The organism is Mycobacterium sp. 1081908.1 (assembly GCF_001673535.1).
Taxonomy (GTDB): domain Bacteria; phylum Actinomycetota; class Actinomycetes; order Mycobacteriales; family Mycobacteriaceae; genus Mycobacterium.
This window is the reverse complement of record NZ_LZLY01000146.1, coordinates 1-25,384: the sequence shown is the minus strand read 5'-3', so window position 1 is coordinate 25,384 and position 25,384 is coordinate 1. Positions and strand designations below refer to the sequence as shown.

Here is a 25,384-nt window from a genome sequence, read left to right as displayed (position 1 = left end):
TGATCACCGCGACCTGGCCGGTGCCCAGGGTGCCGTCGCGTTGGGCCGCGGCCGTCGCGGCCAACACCGGCGCCAACCGCTCACCGGTCAGGCCGTGGCGCGGACCCAGATCGGCGGCCTCCTTGATGCGCCGCGACGCCTCGGCGCGGGTGATCAACGTCGCCTCGGCGATCGCATGCGAGAGCTTGCCGCCCAACTCCTCGGGGGTGGCCTGGCGGGCCACGGCATTGATCACCGGGTGTTCGAAGGCCGGGATGCGTCGGCGCCAGCGTTCGAAGCGTTCCAACAAGGCAAGGTGCTCGCGCGTGGTCAAGGATTCACAGTCAAACTCCGCCACCTTGGCGAAGGCGGCGTCCATTTCGTCAAGAGCCGCCGAGAGCGCCTCCCGATCAACACCACCACCTGCCATGCCCCGAAACTAACCGGACCCACCGACAAAAACGGCCGCCCTGGGACGCCTGAAACCAAAGTGGCGCAAGTTCTTTCAAATTGTGTGCGTGATGCAACACTCGGCGCCCAGTGGGGCCGGTGAAACGGAAGTGGCCCGAGTTGTTTTTCAGCGGGGCGCGGGCTGGAACAGTTCCACGAGGTTGCCGGAGGGATCCCGCAGCAGGACCTGCTGACCGCCCGGGCCGCTGATGATGTCGTTGCGGAAACTCACGCCGGCGGCGCGCAGGGGCTCGACTTCGGCCGAGATGTCTTCGACGACAAGCTGTATGCGGTTCCAGCCGCCGGGCTCCGGCGTGGCGCCGTCGGGCATCGATCGCGCCGCGGAGCTCTTGGGCCCGGCCAGCAGCAGCTGCAGGGGGCCGCGCACGACGGCGGCGAAGGCCGGCGCGGCGTCCAAGTCGACGCTGAATCCGAAGTGGGTCGTGTAGAAGTCGACGGCCGCCTTCACGTCGTCGACGAGGTAGCGCACGCGCGCGAGTTCGCCCATCAGATGTTCAGCCCTGAATACATCGCGCGGTTCGGGTCGTACTTCTGCCGAACCGTCGACAGCTGCGACAGGTTCGAGCCGAAATAGCGCGACGGCGAGCTGTTGGTCTCCAGGTAGTTGACATAGCCGCCGACCGAAAACTGTTGCACCGCTTGATGCGCGGAACTCAGCCACTGCTGGGCGGCGGCCACCTGGTTGGCGGCGGGCTCGACGTACCACTGCAACAGCACGGACTGCTGGCGCCACGGGAAGGCCGTGTTCCCCGCCGGCACGTCGCCGACGGCGCCGTCCAGCGGGTCGATGAGCACCGACGCCTTGCCGCCGGAGGCGGGCCACTGCCCGATCGCCGTCGCAACGGCATGCGCCGCAGCGGAATTCATCGTCGAGAGGACGTCGGATCCGGCCACGAACCCCACGGGCGAGGCCGTCGAGCTGCCGCCGGCGAGATAGGTCACCAGGTCCATGTGGCCGAGCGTCTTGTTCACGACGGCGGTCGGTGCCACCCCGACCGCGGACTTGATGGCGTCGACCACACCGGAGCCGGCGCCCGCGGGGCAGGTGGCCAACACGTGGCAGTTCGGCTGGCTCCCGATCGCGAGATCGACTATCCCCCAGGTGTTTCGATCCGCGGCGCTCAGCCACGACTGCCAGCCGGCGAGCACCTGCACCGCGGAGGCCGGCGGGAAGTCGAGCCGGACCACATCGCTGTCGGCGGTCGCGAAGGTGGCGAACGTCATCGACGTCGTGACACCGAAATTGCCGCCGCCACCACCGCGCAGCGCCCAGAACAGGTCCGGATGATCGTTGGCCGACGCGGTGACGACGTCGCCGCTGGGCAACACCACCGTCGCCGACTGCAGCGCATCGCAGGTCAGGCCGGCGTGGCGGCAATCGGCGCCCACCCCGCCGCCCAGGGCCAGCCCCCCGATCCCGACGGTCGGGTAGGTGGCGGTGGGGATGGCGCGCCCGGCGCCTGCCAGCCCTTGGTGCACCGCGTACAGCGTGGTCGCCGGCGTCACGGTGGCGTTGCCGGCGCCGTCGAGGTTCACCCCGCCGGGCAGCCCGCGCAGGTCGATGACCATCGTGCCGGCAGAACTCGACGCGCCGATGTACGAGTGCCCGCCCCCGCGCGGGGCGATCTTGAGCCCGTTCGCCGTCGCGAACGCGACCGCCTTCTGCACGTCGGACTGCGACGACACCCTGATAACCGCCGCCGGATTGGAATTGTTGTACAGCGAATTGAAAACCTGTTTGCCCGTGGAGAATTGCGCGCCGCTGGCCGGCAGCAAGACGTTGCCACCGATGGAGGAGGCCAGGCCACCCCAGCCGGTGGCCGGGTCCGCGGCGGCGCGCGCGCTGCCGAACACCGCCGCGGTGGCCAGCATTCCGGCACCGCGAAGGAACGTCTGACGCGAGATGCCCGTCTGATTCGTCGTCATGGGCCGGATTCTGGTCCAAACGGCTACTGAAAATCCGGCCTCCGCCCGAGTGTCAGGTCACAGTGTGGCCTCGATCCGCCGGCGCCCTTGACGGCACGTGCCGGCCCAATAATCGACATCGTGCGAGCGATCCCCTCACGAAACGCTTATTGTGCAAACCTTTATCGCACCGTGTTGTAAACGTGACAGAAATAGATCAGAGTTCCTAGCGTGACTGGAGTGCAATCAGAGCACCCGGCGAGACACGGGAGGCTGGCATGAAAGCACTCACAGCGGAGACGCAACGTTGGATCTGGCTGTTTCGTCACCAGCCGCTGAGCATCCGCCTGCTGGCCGGGGCCGCCGCCCTGCTCACCGCCGCCGCCGCCTTCGCCGCCCCGGCCGAAGCCGACGCCGGGGCCGACGACGCCTTCATCGACGCGCTCAATCACGCCGGCATCGACTTCGGCGAGCCCGGCAACGCGATGTCCGTCGGCGAGTCCATCTGCCCGATGCTCGCCCAGCCGGGCGGGAACTTCGCCGCCGCCGCCGCCACCGTCAGCCACCGCGGGCTGTCGCCCCAGATGGCGAAGCTGTTCACCACCATCGCCATTCAGTCGTACTGCCCGCAGGAGATGGCCAACATCGCCAGCGGCAACCCGGCCGCCGGAATTCCCGGGGGCCTGCCCGGGCTGGCCGGAGGCATCCCCGGCATCCGCCAAATCCCCGGAATGCCGGGCGCTTAGGGAGCTAGCGCGTTCCCAGCGGGTCGATGGTCGACGCGATATAGACCATCGCCGCGGCGACCGTCGCGGTGGTCAGGAAGTCGATGCCCCGGCTGCGGACGACCAGCAGGCCGGCCCGCTCGTCGGACAACACCAACCGCAGTACCGCCGCAACGCCGACCCCGATGCCGATCAGCAGAGCGCCGCGACGCCAGAAGTTGGCCGCCGCCAACACAAATGCGGCGGCGAAGATCAGCTCGACCAACAGGATCGGCCACTGGGCCCGCAGGGTCGCACGCACGCTTATCCCCCGGCCAACTCGACCACGTTCGTCAGCAGGAACGCGCGGGTGAGCGGCCCGATTCCACCGGGATTCGGTGACACATACCCGGCCACCTCCCACACATCGGGATGCACGTCGCCGGCGAGCTTGCCGTCCACCCGGCTGACGCCGACGTCGAGCACTGCGGCGCCGGGACGCACCATCTCGGCGGTCAGCAGGTGCGGTACCCCGACGGCGGCGACGATGATGTCGGCCTGCCTGGTCAGCGCGGGCAGGTCACGAGTTCCGGTGTGGCACAACGTCACCGTGGCGTTCTCGGAGCGGCGGGTCAGCAGCAGGCCAAGCGGGCGGCCGACCGTCACACCGCGGCCGATGACCACGACGTGGGCGCCGGCGATCTCGACGTCGTAGCGCCGCAACAGGTGCACGATGCCGCGCGGCGTGCACGGCAGCGGCGCGGACTTGTTCAGCACCAGGCGGCCCAGGTTCGTCGGGTGCAGCCCGTCGGCGTCCTTCTCGGGGTCGACGCGCTCGAGCGCCGCGTTCTCGTCGAGATGCTTGGGCAAGGGCAACTGCACGATGTAGCCGGTGCACTCCGGGTTGGCGTTCAGCTCGTCGATGGTCTCGTTGAGCTGGGCGGTGCTGATGTCGGCGGGCAGGTCGCGGCGGATCGACGTGATGCCGACCTTGGCGCAGTCGGCGTGCTTGCCGCGCACGTAGGCCTGCGACCCGGGGTCGTCGCCGACCAGGATGGTGCCGAGTCCGGGCGTGCGGCCCGCGGCGGTCAGTGCGGCGACTCGTTGCGTGAGGTCGACGAAGATCTCGTCCCGGGTGGCCTTGCCGTCCAGCGTGATTGCGCCCACGCCTGACAGTCTGGCACGACGTGCGATTAGGCTCCTCGCATGTCCACCCCTCCAGACGTGCTCAGCCCGGCCAAGCTGGGGCCCGTCACGCTGCGCAACCGCACTATCAAGTCCGCCACGTTCGAGGCGCGCACGCCCAACGCCCTGGTGAGCGACGACCTGATCGAGTACCACCGCCTGCCCGCGGCCGGCGGGGTCGGGATGACGACCGTCGCCTACTGCGCGGTGTCCCCCGGCGGCCGCACCGAGGGCAACGGGATCTGGATGCGCCCCGAGGCGGTGCCCGGGTTCCGGCGCCTCACCGACGCGATCCACGCCGAAGGCGCCGCGGTGAGCGCGCAGATCGGGCACGCCGGTCCGGTCGCCAACGCCAAGACAAACAAGGCCAAGGCCCTGGCGCCGGTGCGATTCTTCAACCCGATCGGGATGCGCTTCGCCAAGAAGGCCACCCGCGACGACATCGACCACGTCATCGAAGGGCACGTCAACGCGGTCCGGCTCGCCATCGAAGCCGGCTTCGACGCGGTCGAAATCCATTTGGGCCACAACTATCTGGCGAGCGCGTTCCTGTCCCCGCTGATCAACCGCCGCAACGACGAATTCGGCGGATCGCTGGAGAACCGGGCCAAGGTCGCCCGCGGGATAGTCATGGCCGTGCGGCGCGCGGTGGACAAGGAGGGCACGCCGATCGCGGTCACCGCCAAGCTCAACATGTCCGACGGGGTGCGCGGCGGCATCAGCACGAAGGAATCGCTGATCACCGCGAAGTGGCTGCAGGACGACGGCGGGCTGGACGCGATCGAGCTCACCGCCGGCAGTTCGCTGGTCAACCCGATGTACCTGTTCCACGGCGACGCGCCGGTCAAGGAATTCGCCGGCGCATTCAAGCCCCCGCTGCGCTGGGGCATGCGGATGACGGGCAAGAAGTTCCTCCGCGAGTACCCCTACCGCGAGGCCTATTTATTGCGCGACGCCAAGCTGTTCCGCGCCGAACTCACGATGCCGCTGATCCTGCTCGGCGGGATCACCAACCGGGAAACGATGGACATGGCGATGGCGGAGGGATTCGATTTCGTCGCGATGGGCCGGGCGCTGCTGGCCGAGCCCGACCTGATCAATCGGATCGCCGCCGACGGCGCCGCGCACAGCGTGCATTCGGCCTGCACGCACTGCAATCGGTGCATGCCCACGATCTACACCCGCACCCGCTGCGTGGTCACCGGCGCGCCGGACGCGTTAGCCCGCTGACCGCTCAGCCCACGGGGTGAAAACAGGCGCACCCGCTACAGTTGTGGCGATGAGTGCACCAGCCCCGCCAGCGCTGACCGTTCGCCATGACGGTTCGGAGCGCACCTTCGCGGCGGGCCACGACGTGGTGGTCGGGCGCGATCTGCGGGCCGACATGCGCATCACGCACCCGCTCATTTCACGCGCGCATCTGTTGCTGCGGTTCGACCAGGGGCGGTGGCTGGCGATCGACAACGGTTCGCTCAACGGGACTTTCGTCAACGGCCGCCGGGTGCCGGTGGTCGACATCCACGACGGCCAGAGCGTCAACATCGGCAATCCCGACGGGCCGCAGCTGACCTTCGAGGTGGGGCGCCACCAAGGCCTGGCCGGGCGCCCGCCGCGCACCGAGTCGATGGGCATCCCGGTGGCCCAGCCGGGCGCGGCGTGGTCCGGCCAACCGGGCCCGCCCGTCGCCGCCCCGCCCGCCGCGCCGCCCGGACCCCCGGGCCGGCAACCGAACTGGGCCGCGCAGGCGGCGCGGCGCCCCCAGGTCGGCGCGCCCCCACCGCCCGGCCCGCCCATGTATCCCGGAGGCGGTGGCGGACGCCCGCCGTATCCGGCCAGCGCGCCGCCGCCACCCAATTTCCAGCCGCACCCGCAGATGTCCGCCGTGGGGTCGGTGCCGGCGGCACCGGAAACCCAGATGTCGGCCAACCTCACCAAGCCGCCCGAGGTGGCGAACCTGGCGACCAAGATGTTCCAGGCGTTGCTGCCGTCGCGTTCCGGGGCGATGCCGAAGTCGTCCGACGCGGTCACGATCGGCCGTTCCACCGACAACGACATCGTCATCCAGGATGTGCTGGCGTCGCGCCACCACGCGTTCCTGACCCAGACACCGCTCGGCACCGAGATCCGGGACGCGCACAGCGTCAACGGCACGTTCGTCAACGGTGTGCGGGTCGGGTCCGCGATCCTGACCGAGGGCGACGTGGTCACGATCGGAAACGTCGACCTCGTCTTCACCCGCGACACCCTGGTCCGCCGCACGGAAGCGGCGACGCGCACCGGCGGCCTGGAGGTGAATTCCGTCGGCTTCGAGGTCGAGCACGGAAAGCAGCTGCTCGACCACATCTCGCTGACCGCGCGCCCGGGGACGCTGACCGCGATCATCGGCGGGTCCGGCGCCGGCAAGACCACGCTGTCGCGCCTCATCGCCGGGTACACCACCCCCACCTCCGGCTCGGTGACGTTCGAGGGCCACAACATCCACGCCGAGTACGCGTCCATGCGCAGCAGGATCGGGATGGTCCCGCAGGACGACGTCGTGCACCGCCAGCTGACCGTCAACCAGGCCCTGGGCTACGCCGCCGAGCTTCGGCTGCCGCCCGACACCAGCAAGGCCGACCGGGAACAGGTCGTCGCGCAGGTCCTCGAGGAGCTCGAGCTGACCAAGCACGCCGACACCCGCGTCGACAAGCTCTCCGGCGGCCAGCGCAAACGCGCGTCCGTCGCGCTCGAGCTGCTCACCGGGCCGTCGCTGCTGATCCTCGACGAGCCCACGTCCGGGCTGGACCCGGCGCTGGACCGTCAGGTGATGATGATGCTGCGTCAGCTCGCCGACGCCGGTCGCGTGGTCCTGGTCGTCACCCACTCGGTGGCCTACCTCGACGTCTGCGATCAGATACTGCTGCTGGCGCCCGGCGGCAAGACGGCGTTCCTGGGCCCGACGAGCCAGATCGGCGCGGCGATGGGCACCACCAACTGGGCCGACATCTTCGCGAAGGTGGGCGCCGACCCCGACGAGGCCAACCGCCGCTTCCTCGCCGAAAACCGGCCGCCGGAGATGCAGGCGCCGTCCGAGGCCAGCCCGGGAGACCTGGGCGAACCGGTGCACACCGACGTCCTGCGCCAGTTCTCCACGGTGGCGCGCCGCCAGGTGCGGCTGGTGATCTCCGACCGCGGCTACACGGTGTTCCTGGCGCTGCTGCCGTTCCTCATCGGCATCCTCACCCTCACCGTGCGCGGCAAGACCGGATACGGCATGGGCGACCCGATGAGCAACTCGCCCAACCAGGCCGACCAGATCCTGGTCATGCTCACCGTCGGCGCCGTGTTCATGGGCACCGCGCTGACCATCCGCGACCTCGTCGGCGAGCGGCCCATCTTCAAGCGCGAGCAGGCCGTCGGCCTGTCGACCGCGTCGTACCTGGCCGCCAAGATCGCGGTGTTCAGCGTGTTCGCGATCTTCCAGGCGGGCATCGCGACCGCGATCTCGGTGATCGGCTGGGGCCAGCCGCTCTCCGGCGCCGTGCTCCTGGGCAACTCCAGCCTCGAACTGTTCGTCGACGTCGCCCTGACGTGCGTGGCGTCGGCGCTGCTCGGCATGGCCCTGTCGTCGATCGCGAAGTCCCAGGACCAGATCATGCCGTTCCTGGTGGTCGCCATCATGTCGCAGCTGGTGTTCTGCGGCGGGTTGATCTGGGTGACCAACCGGCCCGTCCTCGACCAGCTGTCCTGGCTGACGCCGGCCCGGTGGGGCTACGCGTCCGCGGCGTCCACGATCGACACCCACCGGCTGGTCGTCGGCCCGACCGACCCGAAGGACCAGCACTTCGACCACAAGGCGAGCGCGTGGCTGTTCGACATCGCGATGCTGGTGTCGTTGTGCGTGGCCTACAGCACCATCGTGTGGTGGAAGATCCGGCTGAAGGCGCACTCCTCGGGCCGTCGCGGTCTGGCAAGGAACCGGCGCAAGCGCTGATGGGTCAGCCCGCGCAGCCAGTGCTGACGGTGCGGTCCCAGCGATCCGAAGGTAATTTCGCGCCGGGTCGCGACGTGGTCGTCGGCAGCGACCTGCGCGCCGACCTGCGCGTGGCGCACCCGCTGATCGCGCGGGCGCACCTGCTGCTGCGCTTCCAGGGCGGCCGATGGGTCGCGGTGGACAACAACTCGCTCAACGGGGTCTTCCTCGACGGCCGGCGGGTGCCGACCGTCGACATCCACGACGGCCAGGCCATCAACATCGGCAAGCCCGACGGGCCGCGGATCACGTTCGAGGTCGGCCATCACCACGGCAGCGTCGGGTCGCTGCCGCCGACCGAGACGGTCCCGACGATCGCACCGCCCAGCGGCCCGATGCCGGTGCGGCCGCCGCCCCCGCGACGGCCCGACGAGGTGCAGCGCACCACCGCCATCCCGATCGTCCCGCCGACCGCACCGACGCATGACGAGAACCCGCCCACGCAGATCGGCGTGAGCGGCGAGATCGCCGAGTTCCCGACCACCAGGGTCCGGGCCCTGGGGTCCGGCAAGCTCGAGGGGCCGGTCACCGGCGCCGCCTGGATCGGCCGCTCGCTCGACAACGACATCGTCGTGCACGACGTGCTGGCGTCGCGCCACCACGCGTTTTTGACCGCGACGCCGGTGGGCACCCAGATCCGCGACGCGCACAGCATCAACGGCACCTTCGTCAACGGGATCAGGGTCGGGTCCGCGGTCCTCACCGAGGGCGACGTCGTCACGATCGGCAACGTCGACCTGGTGTTCAGCGGCGGCATGCTGGTGCGCCGCAACGAGGTGGCGGCGCGGTCGGGCGGCCTGGAGGTGCGCGAGGTCAACTTCGCCGTCGAAGGGAAGAACCTGCTGGAACGGGTCTCGGTGACCGCCAGGCCCGGCACCCTGACCGCCATCATCGGCGGTTCGGGCGCCGGCAAGACCACGCTGTCGCGGCTGATCGCCGGCTACGCCACCCCGACCTCCGGCTCGGTGACGTTCGAGGGCCACGACATCCACACCGAGTACGCGTCGCTGCGCACCCGGATCGGCATGGTCCCCCAGGACGACGTCGTGCACCGCCAGCTGACCGTCAACCAGGCCCTCGGCTACGCCGCCGAACTCCGGCTGCCCCCGGACACCAGCAAGGCCGACCGCCAGCAGGTGGTGGCCCAGGTGCTCGACGAACTCGGGCTGACCAAGCACGCCGACACCCGCGTCGACAAGCTGTCGGGCGGCCAGCGTAAGCGCGCCTCGGTGGCGCTGGAACTGCTCACCGGGCCGTCGCTGCTGATCCTCGACGAGCCGACCTCGGGCCTGGACCCCGCCCTGGACCTGCAGGTGATGACGATGCTGCGCCAGCTCGCCGACGCCGGGCGCGTGGTGCTGGTGGTCACCCACTCGCTGACCTACCTCGACGTCTGCGACCAGGTGCTGCTGATGGCGCCGGGCGGCAAGACGGCCTTCCTGGGCGCGCCCGGCCAGATCGGTGGCGCCATGGGCACCACCAACTGGGCCCAGATCTTCGCGAAGGTGGGCGCCGATCCCGACGAGGCGAACCGCCGGTTCCTGGCTCGAACGGAAGGCTGGCACAAACCCCCGCCGCCGGTCGAGTCGGCGCCGGCCGACCTCGGCACCCAGGCCCGCACCAGCGTGCGGCACCAGTTCTCCACGATCGCGCGGCGCCAGGTCCGGCTGGTCGTGTCCGACCGTGCCTATTTCACGTTCCTGGCGCTGCTGCCCTTCGTCATGGGCGCGCTGTCGCTGACCGTCCCGGGGAACACCGGGTTCGGCGTCGCCCCACCGACCAGCGGGACGCCCGACGAGTCGGCGCAGATCCTGACCCTGCTGTCCATCGCCGCCGTCTTCATGGGGACGGCGCTGACGATCCGCGACCTGATCGGCGAGCGCGCCATCCTCCGGCGCGAGCAGGCGGTGGGCCTGTCGACGGGCGCCTACCTGGGCGCCAAGCTCACGGTGTTCTGCGCGTTCGCGGTCGCGCAGGCGGCGATCGCGACGGGCATCGTGCTGCTGGGCAAGGGCGCGCCCACCCGGCCGCCGGTGCTGCTGGGCAACCCGAGCCTCGAGCTGTTCGTCACGGTGGCGGCGACGTGTGTGGCCTCGGCGGTGCTGGGGTTGGTGCTGTCGGCGCTGGCGCGCTCCAACGAGCAGGTCATGCCGCTGCTGGTGGTATCGCTGATGCTGCAGCTGGTGCTCGGCGGCGGGATGGTGCCGGTGACCGGGCGGATCCTTCTCGACCAGTTGTCCTGGTTGGTGCCCTCACGCTGGGGCTACGCGGCGTCGGCGTCGACGGTCGACCTGCGGGCGCTGGTGCCCGGTTCGCTCCTGCCACAGGACGGCCACTGGTCGCACACGCGCGGCGCGTGGCTGCTCGACATGGGGATGCTGGTCGCGCTGTCGGTGGTCTATTCGGCGATCGTGCGGTGGCGGATCCGGCTCAGGCGCTAAGCATTTGCGTCGAGCCGCAAGCCGTGCGCCAGCGCGAACGCCATCGCCTGCGGGACGTCCACGCGGGCGCCCGACAGCGAGGCGGTGCGCCACAACGCGGCGTCCGCGATCGCGCCGCGCAGGTCGGCGTCGTCGAGCCGGGCGCCCGTCGTCCGCGCGCCGGACAGGTCGGCGCCGCGCAGCACCGCCTTGCGCAAGTCGGTCTCCACCAGGCTGGCCTCCCGCAGCCGGCAGCCGGACAGGTCGACGCCGCGAAGGTCGTTGCCGCCGAGCACCGCGAGCGTGAAGTCGACCTCGTCGAACGTCATCGGGCGCATCCGGCATCCCACAAACACCGAGCCCAGCATGCTGCACTGCGCAAAGGTGCTGTGCCACAACAAGGTTCGCTCGAACCTGCAGTTGCGAAACGCCGACCCGCGGTGGTCGGACTCGGCCAGGTTGACGCCGCCGAAGTCGCAGTCGCTGAACACCACCCGTTCGGTGCGCAGCCGGCTGAGGTCTTCGTCGCGGAAATCGGCGCCGGTGAATTCGCGGTCGACCCAGTGCTCCAAAAGCGGGATCAGCTCGCGGCCAGGGTTTCCAGCGCGTACTCGCTGACGGCGATCAGCGCGTCGGTCGCCGAGCGCCGGTCCCGGGCGTCGACGGCGATCACCGGGATGTGCCGCGGCAGGGTCAGCGCCTCGCGCACCGCCTCGACGGGATAGCGTGGCGCGCCATCGAATTCGTTGACCGCGATGAGGAACGGCAGCTTGCGGTGCTCGAAGAAGTCGACCGCGGCGAAGCTGTCCTGCAGCCGGCGGCAGTCGACGAGGACGACCGCTCCGATAGCGCCGCGCACCAGGTCGTCCCACATGAACCAGAACCGCCGCTGACCGGGGGTTCCGAAGAGGTAGAGCACCAGCTCCTCGTCCAGCGTGATCCGGCCGAAATCCATTGCGACCGTAGTGGTCTTCTTGTCCGGGGTGGCCTCGAGCATGTCGACGCCCTCCGACGCGTCGGTGAGCATGGCCTCGGTGCGCAGCGGCATGATCTCCGAAACCGCCCCGACAAACGTGGTCTTGCCGACCCCGAAGCCGCCCGCGATCACGATCTTCGTCGAAGCGTGCGGGCTGGAAGGGTGAGCGTCAGAGTGCTCGTAAGCCACGCAGGGTCCTTCCTATGAGTTCGTGGCGCTCGTCGCGGGTGGAACGCTCGGTCAACGTCCTATGCACCCGAAGGTAGCCGGACAGCACCAGATCGCCGACCAGGACGCGCGCGACGCCGACCGGTAAATCCAGCCGGGCCGAGATCTCCGCGACCGACGGGCTGTGCACGCACAGTTGGATGATCTTGCCTCTCGCATCGTTCGGTGGCCACCGGTGAGCCAGGCCCGCGTCCAACGTCTGTATCGGCGCTTCCAGCGGAAGGTCGACGTTGGTGCCGGTCCGCCCGGACGTCAGGGTGTACGGACGGACCAGGTTCGCCTCACGGGAGGCCGGCCAGCGATCGCGTCTGTCCATCGCGGCTCACTGGTACTGCTCTGCGGACCGGCGGGTGGACTGAACCACGCCGCCCACCCGTTCGACAAGGATGGCCATCTCGTAACCGATCTGGCCGATGTCGCAGGACGACACGGCCAGCGTGGCCAGATGCGAGCCGTCGCCGACCCGCATCAGCAACAGGTAGCCGTTGGACATCTCGACCACCGACTGCAGCACCTGGCCGCCCTCGAACAGCTGCGCGGCGCCGGTGGCGAGGCTGGCCAGGCCGGAGGCGACCGCGGCCAGCTGATCGGCGCGTTCGCGCGGGAGGTGTTCGCTGGCGGCGACCGGCAGCCCGTCGACCGACACGAGCAACGCGTGCGCGACGCCGGGGACCTCGCGGGCGAACTTCGTCACCAGCCAGTCCAGCGAATTGTCGGCGGACGTCATTCCTGATCAGATCCTTCACTCGTCTCGCGGGCGTGCGACCGTCCGGAGCGCACGCCCCCGAAGTGGCTGCTGAACGACGCCCGCACCGCCTCGGGGTCGCGCCCGGCGGCGGAGTGCCGCGCCAGGCCGTTGGATCCCACCAGGGATCCCTGGTCGTCGTCCGGCCGGCCCTCTTCCGTCGTGCCCGTCCCGTTCGCGGCGCCGGGCACCAGCCGGGCCCCGGGCTCGCGGACCGGCAGCCCGTGCTCGGTTTGCGCCTCGACCGGCTTGTCCTCGGCCGCGGCGGCCAACGACCAGCCCCGGTCCCACACCGACTGCCAGTCCAGGTCCGGGCTGTTGACCAGGTCGTGCGGGTCGCCCAGCATCTCCGACAGCATCCGACGGTAGATGACGTCGTCATCGGCCGGCGCCTCCGGGGCCTTCGCGGCCGGCGGGGCCTTCGGGATGCTCGGGATCGGCGCCGGGGCTTCCGGCGGAGTCGAGGCGGCCTGGGCCCGCGCGGCGAAGAACGCCGACGTGTCCGACACCGCCGCGGGCTTGGCCGGCCTGCGCTGCGGCTCCGGCTCCGGCCGCGGTCGCTGAGGCTCCGGCTCCGGCTGTGGCTCCGGCTCCGGCTGGCCGCCCTCCCACCACGGGGTGGCGAGCTCGCGCGGTTGCCGCCGGGGCAGCTGCTCGGCCGGCGCGGGAACCTCGGGGACCTCGGGGACCTCGGGGACTTCGGTGATGCCGCTGGACCCGGGGTTGCGGCGCGGCAACAGCGTGACCGACGGTATCTCGGCGCCGTTCTGGTTTGCGGGCTCCGCCACGTCGCGCTGCGCGGCCGGCCCGCCCGCGGGGTCTGTCGTCGCCATGGCGTTGGCGAGCTTGGTGCTCGGCGACGACACCGACCCCGGCCGTCCCTGCGACGCCGCCGAACCGGCCAGCACCGTGGGCGGCAGGTAGACCTCGGCGGTGGTGCCGGCGCCCGCCTCGCTGCCCGCCGGACCGCGCAGACCCACCCGGATGCCATGCCGGGCGGCGATCCGGCCCACCACGAAAAGCCCCATGTGGCGGGCGTTGTCGGGGGTGACGTCGCTGCCCGACCGCAGCCGCATGTTGGCGATGCGCCGATCGGCGTCGTTCATGCCCAGGCCGGAGTCGGAGATCCGCAGCATCACGCCCCCGTCGCCGCCGCGTCCCCCGGAGATCCGGACGGTCGTCGTCGGCGGTGAGTAGCGCAGGGCGTTGTCGATCAGCTCGGCGAACAGGTGAATCACCCCGCCCGCCGCCCCGCCGACCAGCGCGCAGTCCGGCAGGGCGGACAGCTCGACCCGGCGGTAGTCCTCGACCTCGGACACCGCGGCGTTGATCACCGTCGACAGCGGCACCGGGTCGCGCTGGTCGCGGGCCAGCTGCGCGCCCGCGAGCACCAGCAGGTTGGCGCTGTTGCGCCGCAGCCGGGCGGCCAGATGATCCAGCCGGAACAGGTTGTCCAGGCGCTCGGGATCCTCCTCGTTGCGCTCCAGCCGGTCGATCAGCATCAGCTGCTGGTCGACCAGGGAACGGTTGCGCCGCGACATGGTCTCGAACATGTCGTTGACCAGCAGGCGCAGCCGCGCCTCGTCACCGGCCAGCAGCAGGGCCTGGGTGTGCAGCTCGTCGACCGCGTGGGCCACCTGACCGATCTCCTCGGTGGTGTAGACCGGCAGCGGCTGCGGGATCGGTTCGGCGCCACCGGCTTTGACGCGGGCCACCTCCTCCTCCAGGTCGGTGTGCGCGACCCTGAGGGCGCCGTCCCGCAGCACGCGCAGCGGGCGCACCAGCGCGCGCGCCACCAGCAACACGACGAGCAGGGCGACCACGATGACGGCCAGCACCAGCGCGGTGTCGACGATCGCGGCGTTGCGGCGGTCGGTGGCCTCGGCGTGCACGGACTTGGTCACCGACGCGGTGGCGTCGTTGATGACCTGCTCGGCGATCCCGTCGGTGGTCTGGATCGAGCGCAGCAGGTCCGGGTTGTCGACGAGCACGCTGGCCGGATCCGACATGATCGCCATCCGGGTCACCATCTGCTGCTGCAGCGTCTTGGCTTCGGGCGACCCGGCGCCGAGCACCTCGCTCATGCCGAACAGCGTCGACGGCTCGGTGCCGGCCAGGGTGATCATCGAGGTCCGCAGCTGCGGCTCGGGAAGGTCGGCGCCCCGGGTCACCAGGATTTGCTGCATCGTCATCTGCCCGCGGGCGCCGACGGCCCGGCTGAGCGCCTGCGCCTCGGCGCGGATCCGCTCGTTGCCGACGCGCACCGACGCGTTGATCACGTCCTCGGCCGTCAGCAGGAGCGGGGCGTACGTGGTGACCCGGTCCCGCAAACCGATGGCGTTGTCGGCCACCTTGTCCAGCAGCCCCGCGCCGCCGTTCAGCAACGTGCTCACCCCGGACCGCACGTCGGGGGTGACGTCGGTGTCCGCCAGGCGCTGCTGCAGCTCGTACTTGCGCGCCTCGTAGTTCTTCTTGGCCCCCTCGACGTCGCGTCCGGTCGAGCTGGCCAGCAGCGCGACGTCCAGCGCCGACATGTACTTGGTGATCGCCGGCAGCACGTCGGTGCGGGCGGCGGCCAGGTTCAGGCCGCGCGAGTTGGCCATCGCGTCCCTGACGCGCAGCCCCCCGAACGCCGTCGCCAAAAGCAGCGGTACCAGCACGATGGCGAGGACTTTGTAGCGGACGGGCCAGTTGCCCAGCGACCAGGCCGGCGGGCGTTTGGCCCGCGGCCCGTCGGCTTGCGTGTATTCCGGCGTGACCGCCTCGGCCGCGTGGGCCGGGCGGGTGAACATGGTCATGTCCGGGCGGCCGCGCGACGGGCCGCTGCGCTGATTCTCAGCGCTCGGTGAAACGAGAGGCTCATGAGACTTCCTGCTTAATTCCGCCTACCCCACGCAGTCGGCGCCAGCGATAACACCTGGCAATCCGACGAGTATGACAGCCTGCGGCCGAGGTCTCCACAATTCCTACTGAGTAGGCAGAGCCCTCCAAGGTTGGGCTGCGCGCCGGTGTGCAAGTCTGGCAAACAATGTTCCGGCTGTTGTTCGTCACCCCGCGCATCGCTCCCAACACGGGGAACGCGATCCGGACGGCGGCCGCCACCGGCGCCGAACTGCACCTGGTCGAGCCGCTGGGCTTCGACCTGTCCGAGCCGAAGCTGCGGCGGGCCGGCCTGGATTATCACGACCTCGCGTCGGTCACCGTGCACGCGTCGCTGTCGGCCGCGTGGGACGCCCTGGCGCCGGCGCGGGTGGTCGCCTTCACCGCGCACGCGACCACCTCGTTCGCCGACGTCGACTACCAGGCCGGGGACGTGTTGATGTTCGGGCCGGAACCCGACGGGCTGGACGCGGCGACCCTCGCCGACCCGCACGTCACCCGGCAGGTGCGCATCCCCATGCTGGCGGGCCGCCGCTCGCTGAACCTGTCCAACGCGGCCGCGATCGCCGTCTACGAAGCCTGGCGGCAGAACGGGTACGCCGGGGCGCGATGAGTTCCGGGCCGCGCGCGAGTCGGCATTGATATGGCTACCTTCATCACGATCGGATACGGGGACGCGGCGGGGTACGACCGCGTGAGCGACGAATGCAAAGCGGCCGCGCACGAGCGCGACGACGCCCTGCGCGCGGCGGGGGCGCTCGTCGGAATCGCCGGACACCCCGTTCGGGTGCGCAATCCAGAGGGCTCGGGCGTGCGGGCCGAGCCCGGGCCGTACCTGCAGTCGGCGCTGCCGATCGCCGGGTTCGCGGTCCTGGAGGCCGAGGACCTCGACGCGGCGATCGAGCGGGTGAGCCAAACCCCGTGCGCGGTCGCCCACGGCGTCGTCGAGGTCTGGCCGCTGGCGACCTGACCTACCAGGCGTTCCAGTGGGTGAGCTGCTCGGCGGGCAGCCGCTTGGCCCGCTGAAAGTCGGTGCCCTTGGTGTAGGCGATCGGGAACAGCCCGCCCTGGCTGAATTTCTCGTACGGGATGCCGAGCACCTCGGCGGCCTGCTTTTCGCCGTCGCGTAGCAGGTGCAGCGTCGTCCAGCAGGAGCCCAGGCCCCGCGACCGCAGCGCCAGGCAGAAGCTCCACACCGCCGGAAACAGCGACGCCCAGAACGAGACGCCGCCCAGCGGCGTCTGGTCCTCGCGGCCCTCGATGCAGGGGATCATCAGGACCGGCGCCTCGTGCATGTGCTCGGCGAGATAGGTCGCCGAATCGCGGACCTTGCCCATCCGCTCGCCGCGGGTGTCGCCCTCGGCGTACTGCGCCCCCGGCGCGGCGAGGTAGCCGCGGGCGTTGGCCAGGTAGATGTCGCCGATCGCCTTCTTCTTGTCGGCGTCCTCGACGAACACCCATTGCCAGCCCTGCGAGTTGGAGCCGGTGGGCGCCTGCAGCGCCAGGTCCAGGCATTCCATCAGCACCTCGCGGCCGACCGGCTTGTCGAAGTCGAGCCGCTTGCGAACCGAGCGGGTGGTGGTGAGGACTTCGTCGACGGACAGGTTGAGGGTCATGAGTGGAGACTACATTCGGGCTCATGAGCGTCGAACTGACACAAGAGGTTTCCGACAGGCTGACATCCGATCAATACGGCTGGCTGACCACCGTGGCGAAGTCCGGGCAACCGGTGCCGCGGCTGATCTGGTTCTACTTCGACGGCGCCGAGCTGACGGTGTACACCACGCCGCAGGCCGCCAAGGTCGCCCATATCAAGGCGCACCCCGAGGTGAGCCTGAACCTGGATTCCGACGGCAACGGCGGCGGCATCATCGTCATCGGTGGCACCGCGGCGGTGGACGCCACCGGTGTCGACGGCCGCGAGGACGAGCCGTACTGGGCGAAGTACCGCGAGGCGGCGGCGAGCTTCGGCCTGACCGACTCGCTTGGCGCCTACAGCACCCGGCTGAAGATCACGCCGACGAAGGTGTGGACGACGCCGACGGGCTGAGCCCGGGGCCGGCTACGGGGGCGGAGGCGGCGGCGGCCCGTCGGGCGGGATCGCCCCACCGCAGCCACCGGGCGGTGGCGGGCCCGGAAGGGGTTCGTCGCCGCCGACGCAGTCGTAATAGAATTGCGGGCCGACGATCCAGGTTTTCATCCACTGGTGCCAAAACGACCCGTCGGGATACTTCTCGCCGTCGCACACGGCCAAATTGCCGTAACCCCATCGCCCACCCGGGCAGAAACCCTTCGTCATGTCCGGCTGGTGCGGGTCGGGCGGATCGGCGCTGGCCACCGCGGGTGAAAGAACAAGCGCCGCAGCACAACCCAATATCGCGGCGCTGTGGCGAACGAGCTTGAACTTCATTTCGACTCCCTTGACACATTGAATCAATACAGCCGATTCCAAGCGATCCCTTCGAATAGCTTACGACGCGCCGGATTTGCCATGTACCTTTCCGCACAAAAGCGGCGACACCCCGCTTACCCTCGCCGAACGTGCGCTCACGGCGAAAATTTCGCCAAAACCTCGCCGCCAGTGCACGTTCATCGCAGGAGGGCCGGCTGACCCCCGAGATCAGGGCGGCGGCCCGCCGGGCGGAATCGCCCCGCTGCAGCCACCGGGCGGTGGCGGGCCGGGGAGAGGTTCGTCGCCGCCGACGCAGTCGTACCGGAACTGAGGGCCGAGATAATAGGTATTCATCCACTGGTGCCAAAACGACCCGTCGGGATACTTCTCACCGTCGCACACGGCCAAATCGCCGAAACCCCATCGCCCACCCGGACAGTAGCCCTTCGTCAGGTCCGGCTGGTGCGGGTCCGGGGGATCGGCGCTGGCCACCGCAGGTGAAAGAACAAGCGCCGCAGCACAACCCAATATCGCGGCGCTGTGGCGAACGAGCTTGAACTTCATGCCCAACCGTCTTTTCGAATAGCTATCGACCCGATTTCGACAGTTTATGACGCGGCGGATTTGCAATGTCAACTCGTTTGCCGGCAGTAACGCGACAGTTTTACGGATTTTTAGCGGAAGTCGCGGGACTTGGACCCCACCGCGAGGGTGATGCGGCCCAGCCGCTCGGCGACGACGGTGACTGCGCCGCTGGCGTTTTGAACCTGTCCGCGGACCAGCAGCGCCGGTGCGGTGTTGGCCAGCTTGCGGTGTCGCGCCCACACCCCCGGCGTGCAGAGCACGTTGACCATCCCGGTCTCGTCCTCGAGGTTGAGGAACGTCACCCCCTGGGCGGTCCCGGGCCGTTGCCGATGGGTCACCGCGCCGGCGATCAGCACGCGGTCGCCGTCGGGAACGGAAAGCAGCGCATCGGCGGGCACCACGCCCATCGCGTCGAGGTCCTCGCGCAGGAACTGGGTCGGGTAGCTGTCCGGGGAGATGCCGGTGGCCCACACGTCGGCGGCGGCCAGCTCCAGCTCGCTCATCCCCGGCAGCGCCGGGATGTGCGACGACGACCCCACCCCGGGCAGCCGGTCTGGGCGTTGGGTGGCGGCGGCCCCGGCCGCCCACAGCCCCTCGCGCCGGGACATGCCGAAGCAACCCAGCGCCCCGGCCGTGGCCAGCGCCTCGGTCTGCGGCACGGACAGCTGCAGCCGGGTGGTCAGGTCAAGCAGGGATGCGAACGGGCCGTTGGCCTTTCGCTCGTCGACCAGCCGCTCGGCGAGGTCGTCGCCGATGTGGCGGACGGCGCCGAGGCCGAGCCGCACCTGGGTCCCCTCGTTCTCGAGGGTGGCGTGGGCCAGGCTGGCGTTGACGTCCGGGCCGTGCACCGTCACGCCGTGCCGGCGCGCGTCGGCCACCAGCGACTGCGGCGAGTAGAAGCCCATCGGCTGCGCGCGCAGCAGCGCCGCGCAGAACGCCGCCGGGTGGTGCAGCTTGAACCACGACGAGTAGAACACCAGCGACGCGAAGGACAGCGCGTGGCTTTCGGGGAAGCCGAAATTGGCGAACGCCTCCAGCTTTTCGTAGGTCCGGTCGATCACGGCGTCGGGGGCGCCGTGCAGTTCGCGCATGCCGTCGTAGAACCGGCCGCGCAGCCGTCGCATCCGTTCGGTCGAGCGCTTGGAGCCCATGGCGCGGCGCAGCTGGTCGGCCTCGGCGGCGGAAAAGCCGGCGCAGTCGACGGCGAGCTGCATCAGCTGTTCCTGAAAAAGCGGCACCCCCAGCGTCTTTCGCAGCGCGGACTCCATGGACGGGTGGTCGTAGACGACCGGGTCGACGCCGTTGCGCCGCCGGATGTAGGGGTGCACCGACCCGCCCTGGATGGGCCCGGGGCGGATCAGCGCGACCTCCACCACCAGGTCGTAGAACACCCGCGGCCGCAGCCTGGGCAGGGTGGCCATCTGCGCGCGCGACTCCACCTGGAACACGCCGACGGAATCGGCGCGGCACAGCATCTCGTACACCGCCGGTTCGGACAGGTCGAGGCGGGCCAGGTCCACTCGGATGCCCTTGTGCTCGGCCACCAGGTCGATGGCGTAGTGCAGCGCCGAGAGCATGCCCAGCCCGAGCAGGTCGAACTTCACCAAACCGATTGCCGCGCAGTCGTCCTTGTCCCACTGCAGGACGCTGCGGTTCTCCATGCGCGCCCACTCCACCGGGCACACGTCGGCGATGGGGCGGTCGCAGATCACCATGCCGCCGGAGTGGATGCCCATGTGCCGCGGCAGGTTCCGGATCTGGTTGGCCAGGTCGATCACCTGCGGCGGGATGTCCTCGATATCGGGTGAGTCGGCGAGCCCGTTCCAGTGGCTGATCTGCTTGCTCCACGCGTCCTGCTGCCCCTGTGAGAACCCCAGGGCGCGGGCCATGTCGCGCACCGCGATCCGGCCCCGGTAGGTGATGACGTTGGCGACCTGGGCGGCGTAGTCGCGGCCGTATTTGTCGTAGACGTACTGGATGACCTTCTCGCGCTGGTCCGATTCGATGTCCATGTCGATGTCGGGCGGCCCGTCGCGGGCCGGCGACAGGAAGCGCTCGAACAGCAGCTCGTTGGCCACCGGATCGACCGCGGTGACGCCCAGGGCATAGCAGACCGCCGAATTGGCCGCCGATCCCCTGCCCTGACACAGGATGTCGTTTTCCCGGCAGAACCGCGCGATGTCGTGCACCACCAGGAAGTATCCCGGAAACGTCAGGTGTGCAATGACTTTCAGCTCGTGCTCGATCTGGGCGTAGGCGCGCGGCGCTGATTCCGGGAGCCCGTAGCGCTCGCGAGCGCCCGCCATGGTCAGGTGCCGCAGCCAGCTGTCCTCGGTGTGCCCGTCGGGCACGTCGAACGGCGGCAGCTGCGGCGCGATGAGCGCCAGCCCGAACGCGCACTGCTCGCCGAGTTCGGCGGCGGCGGTCACCGCGTCAGGGCCCCCAAAAGGCACGTGCCCGAACAGCCGGGCCATCTCCTCGCCGGAGCGCAGGTGCGAGCCGCCCAGCGGGGCCAGCCAACCCGCGGCCGAATCCAGGGACTCCCGGGCCCGGATGGCGCCCATCGCCATGGCCAGCCGGCCGCGCGACGGATGGGCGAAGTGCGCCCCGGTGGTGGCGACGACCCCGACGCCGAAGCGCGGCGCGATCCCGGCCAGCGCCGCATTGCGTTCGTCGTCGAGCGGATGACCGTGCCAGGTCAGCTCGACACTGACCCGGTGCGCGCCGAACCGGTCCACCAGGCTGGCCAGCGCCCGCTCCGCGGCCTCCGGTCCCGCGTCGGAAAGCGCTTGGCGCACATGGCCTTTACGGCAGCCGGTCAGGATGTGCCAGTGCCCGCCGGCGGCCTCGGTCAGCGCGTCGATGTCGTAGCGCGGCTTGCCCTTCTCCCCGCCGGCCAGGTGCGCCGCGGCCAACTGCCGCGACAGCCGCCGGTACCCCTCCGGGCCGCGGGCCAGGACCAGCAGGTGCGGGCCGGGCGGATCCGGCGTCTCCGTGCGCGCGCCCGGCCCCAGCGAGAGTTCGGCGCCGAAGACGGTGTTCAGCTCGAGTTCGGCGGCCGCCTCGGCGAACCGCACCGCCCCGTACAGGCCGTCGTGGTCGGTGAGCGCCAGGGCGCGCAGGCCCAGCCGGGCCGCCTCCTCCACCATCTCCTCGGGGGTGCTGGCGCCGTCGAGGAAGCTGAACGCCGAATGCGCGTGCAGCTCGGCGTACGGAACGGACGAGCGGGCCGGCCGGGTGTCGTCGGGCGGCCGGTACGTCCCGCGCTTGCGCGACAGCGGGGCGTCCTCCGGGGCGTCCGCCGGCGCGCCGGCGTGGCGCGGCTTGCCGTCGAGCACCCGCTCCATTTCCGCCCAGCTCGGCGGTCCGTTGAACCAGCCCACGTCGCCGAGTCTACTCGAATATATGTTCGATTTAACCCCGGCTTATGACAACGGTTGTTAAACGGATCTTCAACTCCTAAACAAGGTCTTAACGCTGCGGTGCTACCGCGCACGGGGCGCCGCACCGGATACTGGTACGGGTGCAAAAAATCGACGGCGGGGACTGAGCATGGCGCAGGTGAAGGCACTGGACACGGCGTTCCCCGATCAGCATGCGAGCCTGGCGATCGGGGCGGTGGCCATCGTCGACGGCGCCGCACCCGGCGACGAACTGCTGAAAGAGCTGCTGGCGGAACGGCTTCCGTCGATACCGCGATGCACGCAGTTGCTGCAGACCGAGAGCTTCGAGTGGATCGACTGCCCGGGCCTCGATTTCGCCCATCACGTGCACCGGGTGGCGGTCCGGCGACCGGGCGATGACGCCGAATTGTCCCGGGCCATCGCCCATGCCCTCGAACGTCCCCTCGACCTGGACCGTCCGCTATGGGAATGCTGGGTCATCGAGGGCCTGAAGGGCAATCGGTGGGCGATCCTGATGAAGGTGCACCACTGGCTGGCCGACGGCCACTCCGCCGCCCACCTGCTCACCCGACTCTGCGACGACGCCGATCGCGACACGTTCGCCAACCACGCCGGCGCGAAAGCGGCCGCGGCGCCGCAGGATCCGAAGCGCGGCTGGGCCGACGCCCTGGGGCGGGCCGCCGGGCTGGCGGACACTCTCGTCGGGGCGATGTGGCCGCCGGCCCGGCCCGCGGTCGGCGCCGTCACCACCATGCGCAAGTACGGCACCGTGCGAGTGCCGCGCGCCGACGTCGACCGCATCTGCCGCAAATTCGGGGTGAGCGTGAACGACGTTGCGCTCGCGGCGATCACCGAGGGTTTCCGGACCGTCCTGCTGGGCCGCGGCGAGCAACCGCGGGCCGACTCGCTGCGCACCCTGGCGCCGACGCCGATGCGTTCGGCCATGCTGCCGTATCTGCCCGTCGAGCACGAGGACCCCCTGCAGCTGCTGCGGGCCGTGCAGCACCAATGCAAGGCCGGGCAAACCGACGAGCCCGGCCTCGGCGACCTCGTGGGCTCGGCGATCAACCTTCTGCCAACGATGTTGCGCGGCAACGTGTTACAGCTGCTGGCGCGGCTGCCGCAGCGCGCGATCGTGACCTTGGCGACCAACGCGCCCGGTCCTCGCCACCGGCTGCGGCTGATGGGCCGGACGCTGGAGCGCTTCCTGCCGATTCCCCCGACCGGCCTGCGGCTGAGCACCGGGGTCGGCGTGCTCAGCTACGGCGACGAGGTGGTGTTCGGCATCACCGGCGAATACGACGCCGACGCCGACGTCAAGCGGCTGGCCGCCGGAATCGAACTGGGCGTGGCGCGGCTGGTGGCGCTGAGCCAGGACTCCGTCTTGCTGTTCAGCAAGGACCGTCGGCGCAGGCGCGCGGCCCGCAGGCATCCCAGCCAGGCGCAACGGGCACGGCCGTCGACGCCGTGAGAAAGTTGGTGGATGCCGGTCACCATCGATCCGCGCCGTCATGACGCGGTGCTGTTCGACGTCGCCTTGGGCGCCACGGAGGAACTGGCGGGGCGACTGCGCGACGCCGGCGTCGGCACCGGCGTCTTCTCGTCGACTGATGAGCCCTCGAGTGACGCGGTGCGGCCGGGCCGCAGCGTGGTCATCGCCAGCGACCCCGCGGTCGTCCTGGTAGCGCGCGAGCGCGGATTCGCGTTGGTCATCGGCGTCGACCCCGCGGGTGACGGCGACGCGGTCGTCGAGGACCTCGGCCAGATCGCCGTGCGCACCGGGGACCGCCGGATGTCGGAGCTGCCGGACGCGCTGGAGGCCCTGGGCGCCCTGGCCGAGCGCGGGCCGGCCGTGTTCTACGACTTCGACGGCACGCTGTCCGACATCGTCAACGACCCGGGCGCCGCGACGCCGGTCCCCGGCGCCGTCGAGGCGCTGCGGAACCTGGCCGCGCAGTGCCCGGTCGCGGTGCTGTCCGGGCGCGACCTCGCCGACGTGACAAAGCGCCTGGGCGTGCCCGGAATCTGGTATGCCGGCAGCCACGGTTTCGAGCTGACCGCGCCCGACGGGACACATCACGAAAACGAGAACGCCGCGGCGGCCGTCCCGGTGCTCGAGGAGGCGGCCGCCGAACTACGCGACCGGCTGGGTTCGATTCCCGGAATTGCGGTGGAGCACAAGCGGTTCGGGGTCGCCGTGCACTACCGCAACGCGGCCCGCGATCGCGTCGGCGAGGTCACCGCGGCGGTGCGCGCGGCGGGTCAGCGCGACGCGCTGCGGGTGACCACCGGCCGCGAGGTCATCGAGCTGCGCCCCGACATGGACTGGGACAAGGGCAAGACCCTGCGCTGGGTGCTCGAGCACCTGGGCGGCTCCGCGCCCCTGGTGCCGGTCTATCTGGGCGACGACATCACCGACGAGGACGCGTTCGACGCCATCAGCGACGACGGAGTCCCAATCCTGGTGCGCCACAACGAGGACGGCGACCGCACCACCGCAGCACGATTCGCGCTGGACACCCCGGCGCAGGCCGCCGAGTTCACCGATCGGCTGGCGCGGCGGCTGAGCGACGCTCGAGTGAATTAGCCAATGACCCTTGGTCATTGAACCTCCGTTATCCCCTGCGAGTCCGTTGAGAAAATGGCAATATGCCGTCATGCGGTACGGAGCGCCGCTAAGCTTCCCGCCGACTCAGGAGGTCGGATATGTCTTTTGTGATCGCGTCGCCGGACCTGATGGCGAGAGCTGCGACGGACCTGGCGGGAATCAAGTCGTCGCTCAGCGGGGCGAACGCCGCGGCCCTGGCCCCCACTTCCCAAATCCAGGCGGCCGCCGCCGACGAGGTGTCGGCGGCGATTTCGGCGTTGTTCGGCGGGTACGGCGATGCGTATCAGGCGTTCAGCGCGCAGGTCTCGGCGTTTCACGACCAATTCGTAGACCTGCTGAACGGCGCCGGCCTCTCTTATGCCGCGACCGAGGCCGCCAGCGCCTCGCCGTTGCAGACCCTTGAGCAGGACGCGCTGGGCGCGATCAACGCACCCACCCAGACGCTCCTCGGACGCCCGCTGATCGGGAACGGCGCCGACGGGACGGCGGCCAGCCCGAACGGCCAGGCCGGTGGGCTGCTGTACGGCAATGGGGGCAACGGCTTTTCGGAGCCGGCGGGCTCCGGGCTCAACGGCGGTAACGGCGGAGCCGCCGGGTTGATCGGCAGCGGCGGCAACGGCGGCAACGGCGGCAGCGCCACCACCACCGGCGCCAGCGGCGGCGCCGGCGGGGCGGGCGGGCGCGCCTGGCTGTGGGGCAACGGCGGGGCCGGCGGGACCGGCGCCGCCGGCGCGGCGGGTGACGCCATCACTCCCGGCGGCAGCGGCGGGGCCGGCGGCGCGGGTGGCAACGGCTTCCTGGCCGGCGCGCCGGGGGCGGGGGTATCCGCTCGGACGAGATCCGCTGCCGGAACACCCAATACGTCCACGCCTGGTACACCACCGTCAGCG

At 70.4% G+C, this 25,384-nt stretch carries 24 protein-coding genes and 1 pseudogene; 10 read left to right on the top strand and 15 right to left on the bottom strand.

Translation table 11 applies throughout. The features are described from left to right. The 3 genes from A5655_RS24105 to A5655_RS24095 form a co-directional block, all read right to left on the bottom strand. A partial coding sequence (locus A5655_RS24105) for a DUF222 domain-containing protein (RefSeq protein ID WP_156765016.1) occupies positions 1-409 on the bottom strand: 409 nt, incomplete at its 3' end. A 147-nt stretch (positions 410-556) separates the two neighbouring features. Beyond that, on the bottom strand, positions 557-937 hold the full coding sequence (locus A5655_RS24100; RefSeq protein WP_067014635.1) for a VOC family protein: 381 nt from the start codon (positions 935-937) through the stop codon (positions 557-559). Next, the gene (locus A5655_RS24095) at positions 937-2,376 is read right to left on the bottom strand and encodes an FAD-dependent oxidoreductase (RefSeq protein ID WP_067014632.1); all 1,440 of its coding nucleotides are present in this window, start codon (positions 2,374-2,376) and stop codon (positions 937-939) included. Before A5655_RS24095 ends, A5655_RS24100 begins: the two co-directional genes overlap by 1 nt. A 257-nt stretch (positions 2,377-2,633) precedes the next feature. Here A5655_RS24095 and A5655_RS24090 point away from each other — a divergent pair, with 257 nt between their 5' ends. Then, positions 2,634-3,101 (top strand): DUF732 domain-containing protein, encoded by a 468-nt coding sequence (locus tag A5655_RS24090; protein WP_067014629.1) that lies wholly within the window; start codon positions 2,634-2,636, stop codon positions 3,099-3,101. A 4-nt stretch (positions 3,102-3,105) separates the two neighbouring features. Here the strand turns inward: A5655_RS24090 and A5655_RS24085 are convergent, their stop codons facing one another. Together A5655_RS24085 and A5655_RS24080 are read right to left on the bottom strand one after the other, a co-directional pair. Beyond that, a complete protein-coding gene (locus A5655_RS24085) occupies positions 3,106-3,381 on the bottom strand; it encodes a DUF3017 domain-containing protein (RefSeq protein ID WP_369807245.1) in 276 nt (91 codons plus the stop codon). Between the two features lie 2 nt (positions 3,382-3,383). Further along, positions 3,384-4,226: a bifunctional methylenetetrahydrofolate dehydrogenase/methenyltetrahydrofolate cyclohydrolase gene (locus A5655_RS24080; RefSeq protein ID WP_067014627.1), complete on the bottom strand. Its 843-nt coding sequence runs from the start codon at positions 4,224-4,226 to the stop codon at positions 3,384-3,386. 39 nt (positions 4,227-4,265) lie between these two features. Between A5655_RS24080 and A5655_RS24075 the strand changes: the two genes are divergently transcribed. Genes A5655_RS24075 through A5655_RS24065 form a run of 3 tightly spaced genes read left to right on the top strand, consistent with a single transcriptional unit; the run spans position 4,266 to position 10,697 of the window. Further along, entirely contained in the window at positions 4,266-5,474 is a 1,209-nt protein-coding gene (locus A5655_RS24075; protein ID WP_067014624.1) for an NADH:flavin oxidoreductase, read from the top strand. A 49-nt stretch (positions 5,475-5,523) separates the two neighbouring features. Further along, entirely contained in the window at positions 5,524-8,217 is a 2,694-nt protein-coding gene (locus A5655_RS24070; RefSeq protein WP_067014621.1) for an FHA domain-containing protein, read from the top strand. Further along, the gene (locus A5655_RS24065) at positions 8,217-10,697 is read left to right on the top strand and encodes an ATP-binding cassette domain-containing protein (protein WP_067014618.1); all 2,481 of its coding nucleotides are present in this window, start codon (positions 8,217-8,219) and stop codon (positions 10,695-10,697) included. The genes A5655_RS24070 and A5655_RS24065 overlap by 1 nt, the downstream gene beginning before the upstream one ends. On the opposite strand, the gene A5655_RS24060 is transcribed toward A5655_RS24065, so the two are convergent. Genes A5655_RS24060 through A5655_RS24040 form a run of 5 tightly spaced genes read right to left on the bottom strand, consistent with a single transcriptional unit; the run spans position 10,694 to position 15,423 of the window. Beyond that, entirely contained in the window at positions 10,694-11,248 is a 555-nt protein-coding gene (locus A5655_RS24060) for a pentapeptide repeat-containing protein (RefSeq protein ID WP_067014614.1), read from the bottom strand. The genes A5655_RS24065 and A5655_RS24060 overlap by 4 nt on opposite strands. An 8-nt stretch (positions 11,249-11,256) precedes the next feature. Further along, a complete protein-coding gene (locus tag A5655_RS24055; RefSeq protein WP_067014610.1) occupies positions 11,257-11,841 on the bottom strand; it encodes an ATP/GTP-binding protein in 585 nt (194 codons plus the stop codon). Next, complete coding sequence (locus A5655_RS24050) at positions 11,822-12,196, bottom strand: DUF742 domain-containing protein (protein WP_067014607.1); 375 nt, start codon at positions 12,194-12,196, stop codon at positions 11,822-11,824. The genes A5655_RS24055 and A5655_RS24050 overlap by 20 nt, the downstream gene beginning before the upstream one ends. Positions 12,197-12,202: 6 nt before the next feature. Then, complete coding sequence (locus A5655_RS24045) at positions 12,203-12,607, bottom strand: serine protease inhibitor (RefSeq protein ID WP_066939049.1); 405 nt, start codon at positions 12,605-12,607, stop codon at positions 12,203-12,205. After that, entirely contained in the window at positions 12,604-15,423 is a 2,820-nt protein-coding gene (locus A5655_RS24040; protein WP_067014604.1) for an ATP-binding protein, read from the bottom strand. The genes A5655_RS24045 and A5655_RS24040 overlap by 4 nt, the downstream gene beginning before the upstream one ends. 230 nt (positions 15,424-15,653) lie before the next feature. Here A5655_RS24040 and A5655_RS24035 point away from each other — a divergent pair, with 230 nt between their 5' ends. Beyond that, positions 15,654-16,118: a tRNA (cytidine(34)-2'-O)-methyltransferase gene (locus A5655_RS24035; protein ID WP_067014601.1), complete on the top strand. Its 465-nt coding sequence runs from the start codon at positions 15,654-15,656 to the stop codon at positions 16,116-16,118. Between the two features lie 30 nt (positions 16,119-16,148). Further along, on the top strand, positions 16,149-16,475 hold the full coding sequence (locus A5655_RS24030; RefSeq protein WP_067014599.1) for a YciI family protein: 327 nt from the start codon (positions 16,149-16,151) through the stop codon (positions 16,473-16,475). A gap of 1 nt (position 16,476) precedes the next feature. Here the strand turns inward: A5655_RS24030 and A5655_RS24025 are convergent, their stop codons facing one another. Then, on the bottom strand, positions 16,477-17,121 hold the full coding sequence (locus A5655_RS24025) for a nitroreductase family protein (RefSeq protein ID WP_067014597.1): 645 nt from the start codon (positions 17,119-17,121) through the stop codon (positions 16,477-16,479). 23 nt (positions 17,122-17,144) lie between these two features. Here A5655_RS24025 and A5655_RS24020 point away from each other — a divergent pair, with 23 nt between their 5' ends. After that, positions 17,145-17,555 carry a TIGR03667 family PPOX class F420-dependent oxidoreductase gene (locus A5655_RS24020; RefSeq protein WP_067014638.1) on the top strand — a complete coding sequence of 137 codons (411 nt, stop codon included), beginning with the start codon at positions 17,145-17,147 and terminating at the stop codon, positions 17,553-17,555. Between the two features lie 12 nt (positions 17,556-17,567). Here the strand turns inward: A5655_RS24020 and A5655_RS24015 are convergent, their stop codons facing one another. The 3 genes from A5655_RS24015 to A5655_RS24005 all read right to left on the bottom strand — a co-directional run bounded on the left by A5655_RS24015 (position 17,568) and on the right by A5655_RS24005 (position 21,865). Further along, positions 17,568-17,915 carry a hypothetical protein gene (locus A5655_RS24015; RefSeq protein WP_067014595.1) on the bottom strand — a complete coding sequence of 116 codons (348 nt, stop codon included), beginning with the start codon at positions 17,913-17,915 and terminating at the stop codon, positions 17,568-17,570. A gap of 210 nt (positions 17,916-18,125) precedes the next feature. Beyond that, complete coding sequence (locus A5655_RS24010; protein ID WP_067014593.1) at positions 18,126-18,461, bottom strand: hypothetical protein; 336 nt, start codon at positions 18,459-18,461, stop codon at positions 18,126-18,128. 110 nt (positions 18,462-18,571) lie between these two features. Further along, positions 18,572-21,865 (bottom strand): error-prone DNA polymerase, encoded by a 3,294-nt coding sequence (locus tag A5655_RS24005; protein WP_067014592.1) that lies wholly within the window; start codon positions 21,863-21,865, stop codon positions 18,572-18,574. 169 nt (positions 21,866-22,034) lie between these two features. Between A5655_RS24005 and A5655_RS24000 the strand changes: the two genes are divergently transcribed. The 3 genes and pseudogenes from A5655_RS24000 to A5655_RS23990 all read left to right on the top strand — a co-directional run. After that, positions 22,035-23,357, top strand: coding sequence for a wax ester/triacylglycerol synthase domain-containing protein (locus A5655_RS24000; RefSeq protein WP_067014589.1), 1,323 nt, complete (start codon positions 22,035-22,037; stop codon positions 23,355-23,357). Positions 23,358-23,369: 12 nt separating this feature from the next. Beyond that, complete coding sequence (gene otsB / locus A5655_RS23995) at positions 23,370-24,473, top strand: trehalose-phosphatase (protein ID WP_067014587.1); 1,104 nt, start codon at positions 23,370-23,372, stop codon at positions 24,471-24,473. 119 nt (positions 24,474-24,592) lie between these two features. Further along, a pseudogene (locus A5655_RS23990) lies at positions 24,593-25,102 on the top strand (PE family protein); the annotation flags it as partial. A gap of 139 nt (positions 25,103-25,241) precedes the next feature. On the opposite strand, the gene A5655_RS29010 reads toward A5655_RS23990, so the two are convergent. Then, a partial coding sequence (locus tag A5655_RS29010) for a hypothetical protein (protein WP_231999262.1) occupies positions 25,242-25,384 on the bottom strand: 143 nt, incomplete at its 5' end.

Coding starts and splice junctions, on each gene's coding strand:
- A5655_RS24100 (WP_067014635.1), bottom strand. CDS start 937: ATGGGCGAACTCGCGCGCGTGCGCTACCTCGTCGACGACGTGAAGGCG.
- A5655_RS24065 (WP_067014618.1), top strand. CDS start 8,217: ATGGGTCAGCCCGCGCAGCCAGTGCTGACGGTGCGGTCCCAGCGATCC.
- A5655_RS24070 (WP_067014621.1), top strand. CDS start 5,524: ATGAGTGCACCAGCCCCGCCAGCGCTGACCGTTCGCCATGACGGTTCG.
- A5655_RS24025 (WP_067014597.1), bottom strand. CDS start 17,121: ATGACCCTCAACCTGTCCGTCGACGAAGTCCTCACCACCACCCGCTCG.
- A5655_RS24020 (WP_067014638.1), top strand. CDS start 17,145: ATGAGCGTCGAACTGACACAAGAGGTTTCCGACAGGCTGACATCCGAT.
- otsB (WP_067014587.1), top strand. CDS start 23,370: ATGCCGGTCACCATCGATCCGCGCCGTCATGACGCGGTGCTGTTCGAC.
- A5655_RS24090 (WP_067014629.1), top strand. CDS start 2,634: ATGAAAGCACTCACAGCGGAGACGCAACGTTGGATCTGGCTGTTTCGT.
- A5655_RS24095 (WP_067014632.1), bottom strand. CDS start 2,376: ATGACGACGAATCAGACGGGCATCTCGCGTCAGACGTTCCTTCGCGGT.
- A5655_RS24015 (WP_067014595.1), bottom strand. CDS start 17,915: ATGAAGTTCAAGCTCGTTCGCCACAGCGCCGCGATATTGGGTTGTGCT.
- A5655_RS24000 (WP_067014589.1), top strand. CDS start 22,035: ATGGCGCAGGTGAAGGCACTGGACACGGCGTTCCCCGATCAGCATGCG.
- A5655_RS24075 (WP_067014624.1), top strand. CDS start 4,266: ATGTCCACCCCTCCAGACGTGCTCAGCCCGGCCAAGCTGGGGCCCGTC.
- A5655_RS24040 (WP_067014604.1), bottom strand. CDS start 15,423: ATGACCATGTTCACCCGCCCGGCCCACGCGGCCGAGGCGGTCACGCCG.
- A5655_RS24035 (WP_067014601.1), top strand. CDS start 15,654: ATGTTCCGGCTGTTGTTCGTCACCCCGCGCATCGCTCCCAACACGGGG.
- A5655_RS24045 (WP_066939049.1), bottom strand. CDS start 12,607: ATGACGTCCGCCGACAATTCGCTGGACTGGCTGGTGACGAAGTTCGCC.
- A5655_RS24010 (WP_067014593.1), bottom strand. CDS start 18,461: ATGAAGTTCAAGCTCGTTCGCCACAGCGCCGCGATATTGGGTTGTGCT.
- A5655_RS24050 (WP_067014607.1), bottom strand. CDS start 12,196: ATGGACAGACGCGATCGCTGGCCGGCCTCCCGTGAGGCGAACCTGGTC.
- A5655_RS24030 (WP_067014599.1), top strand. CDS start 16,149: ATGGCTACCTTCATCACGATCGGATACGGGGACGCGGCGGGGTACGAC.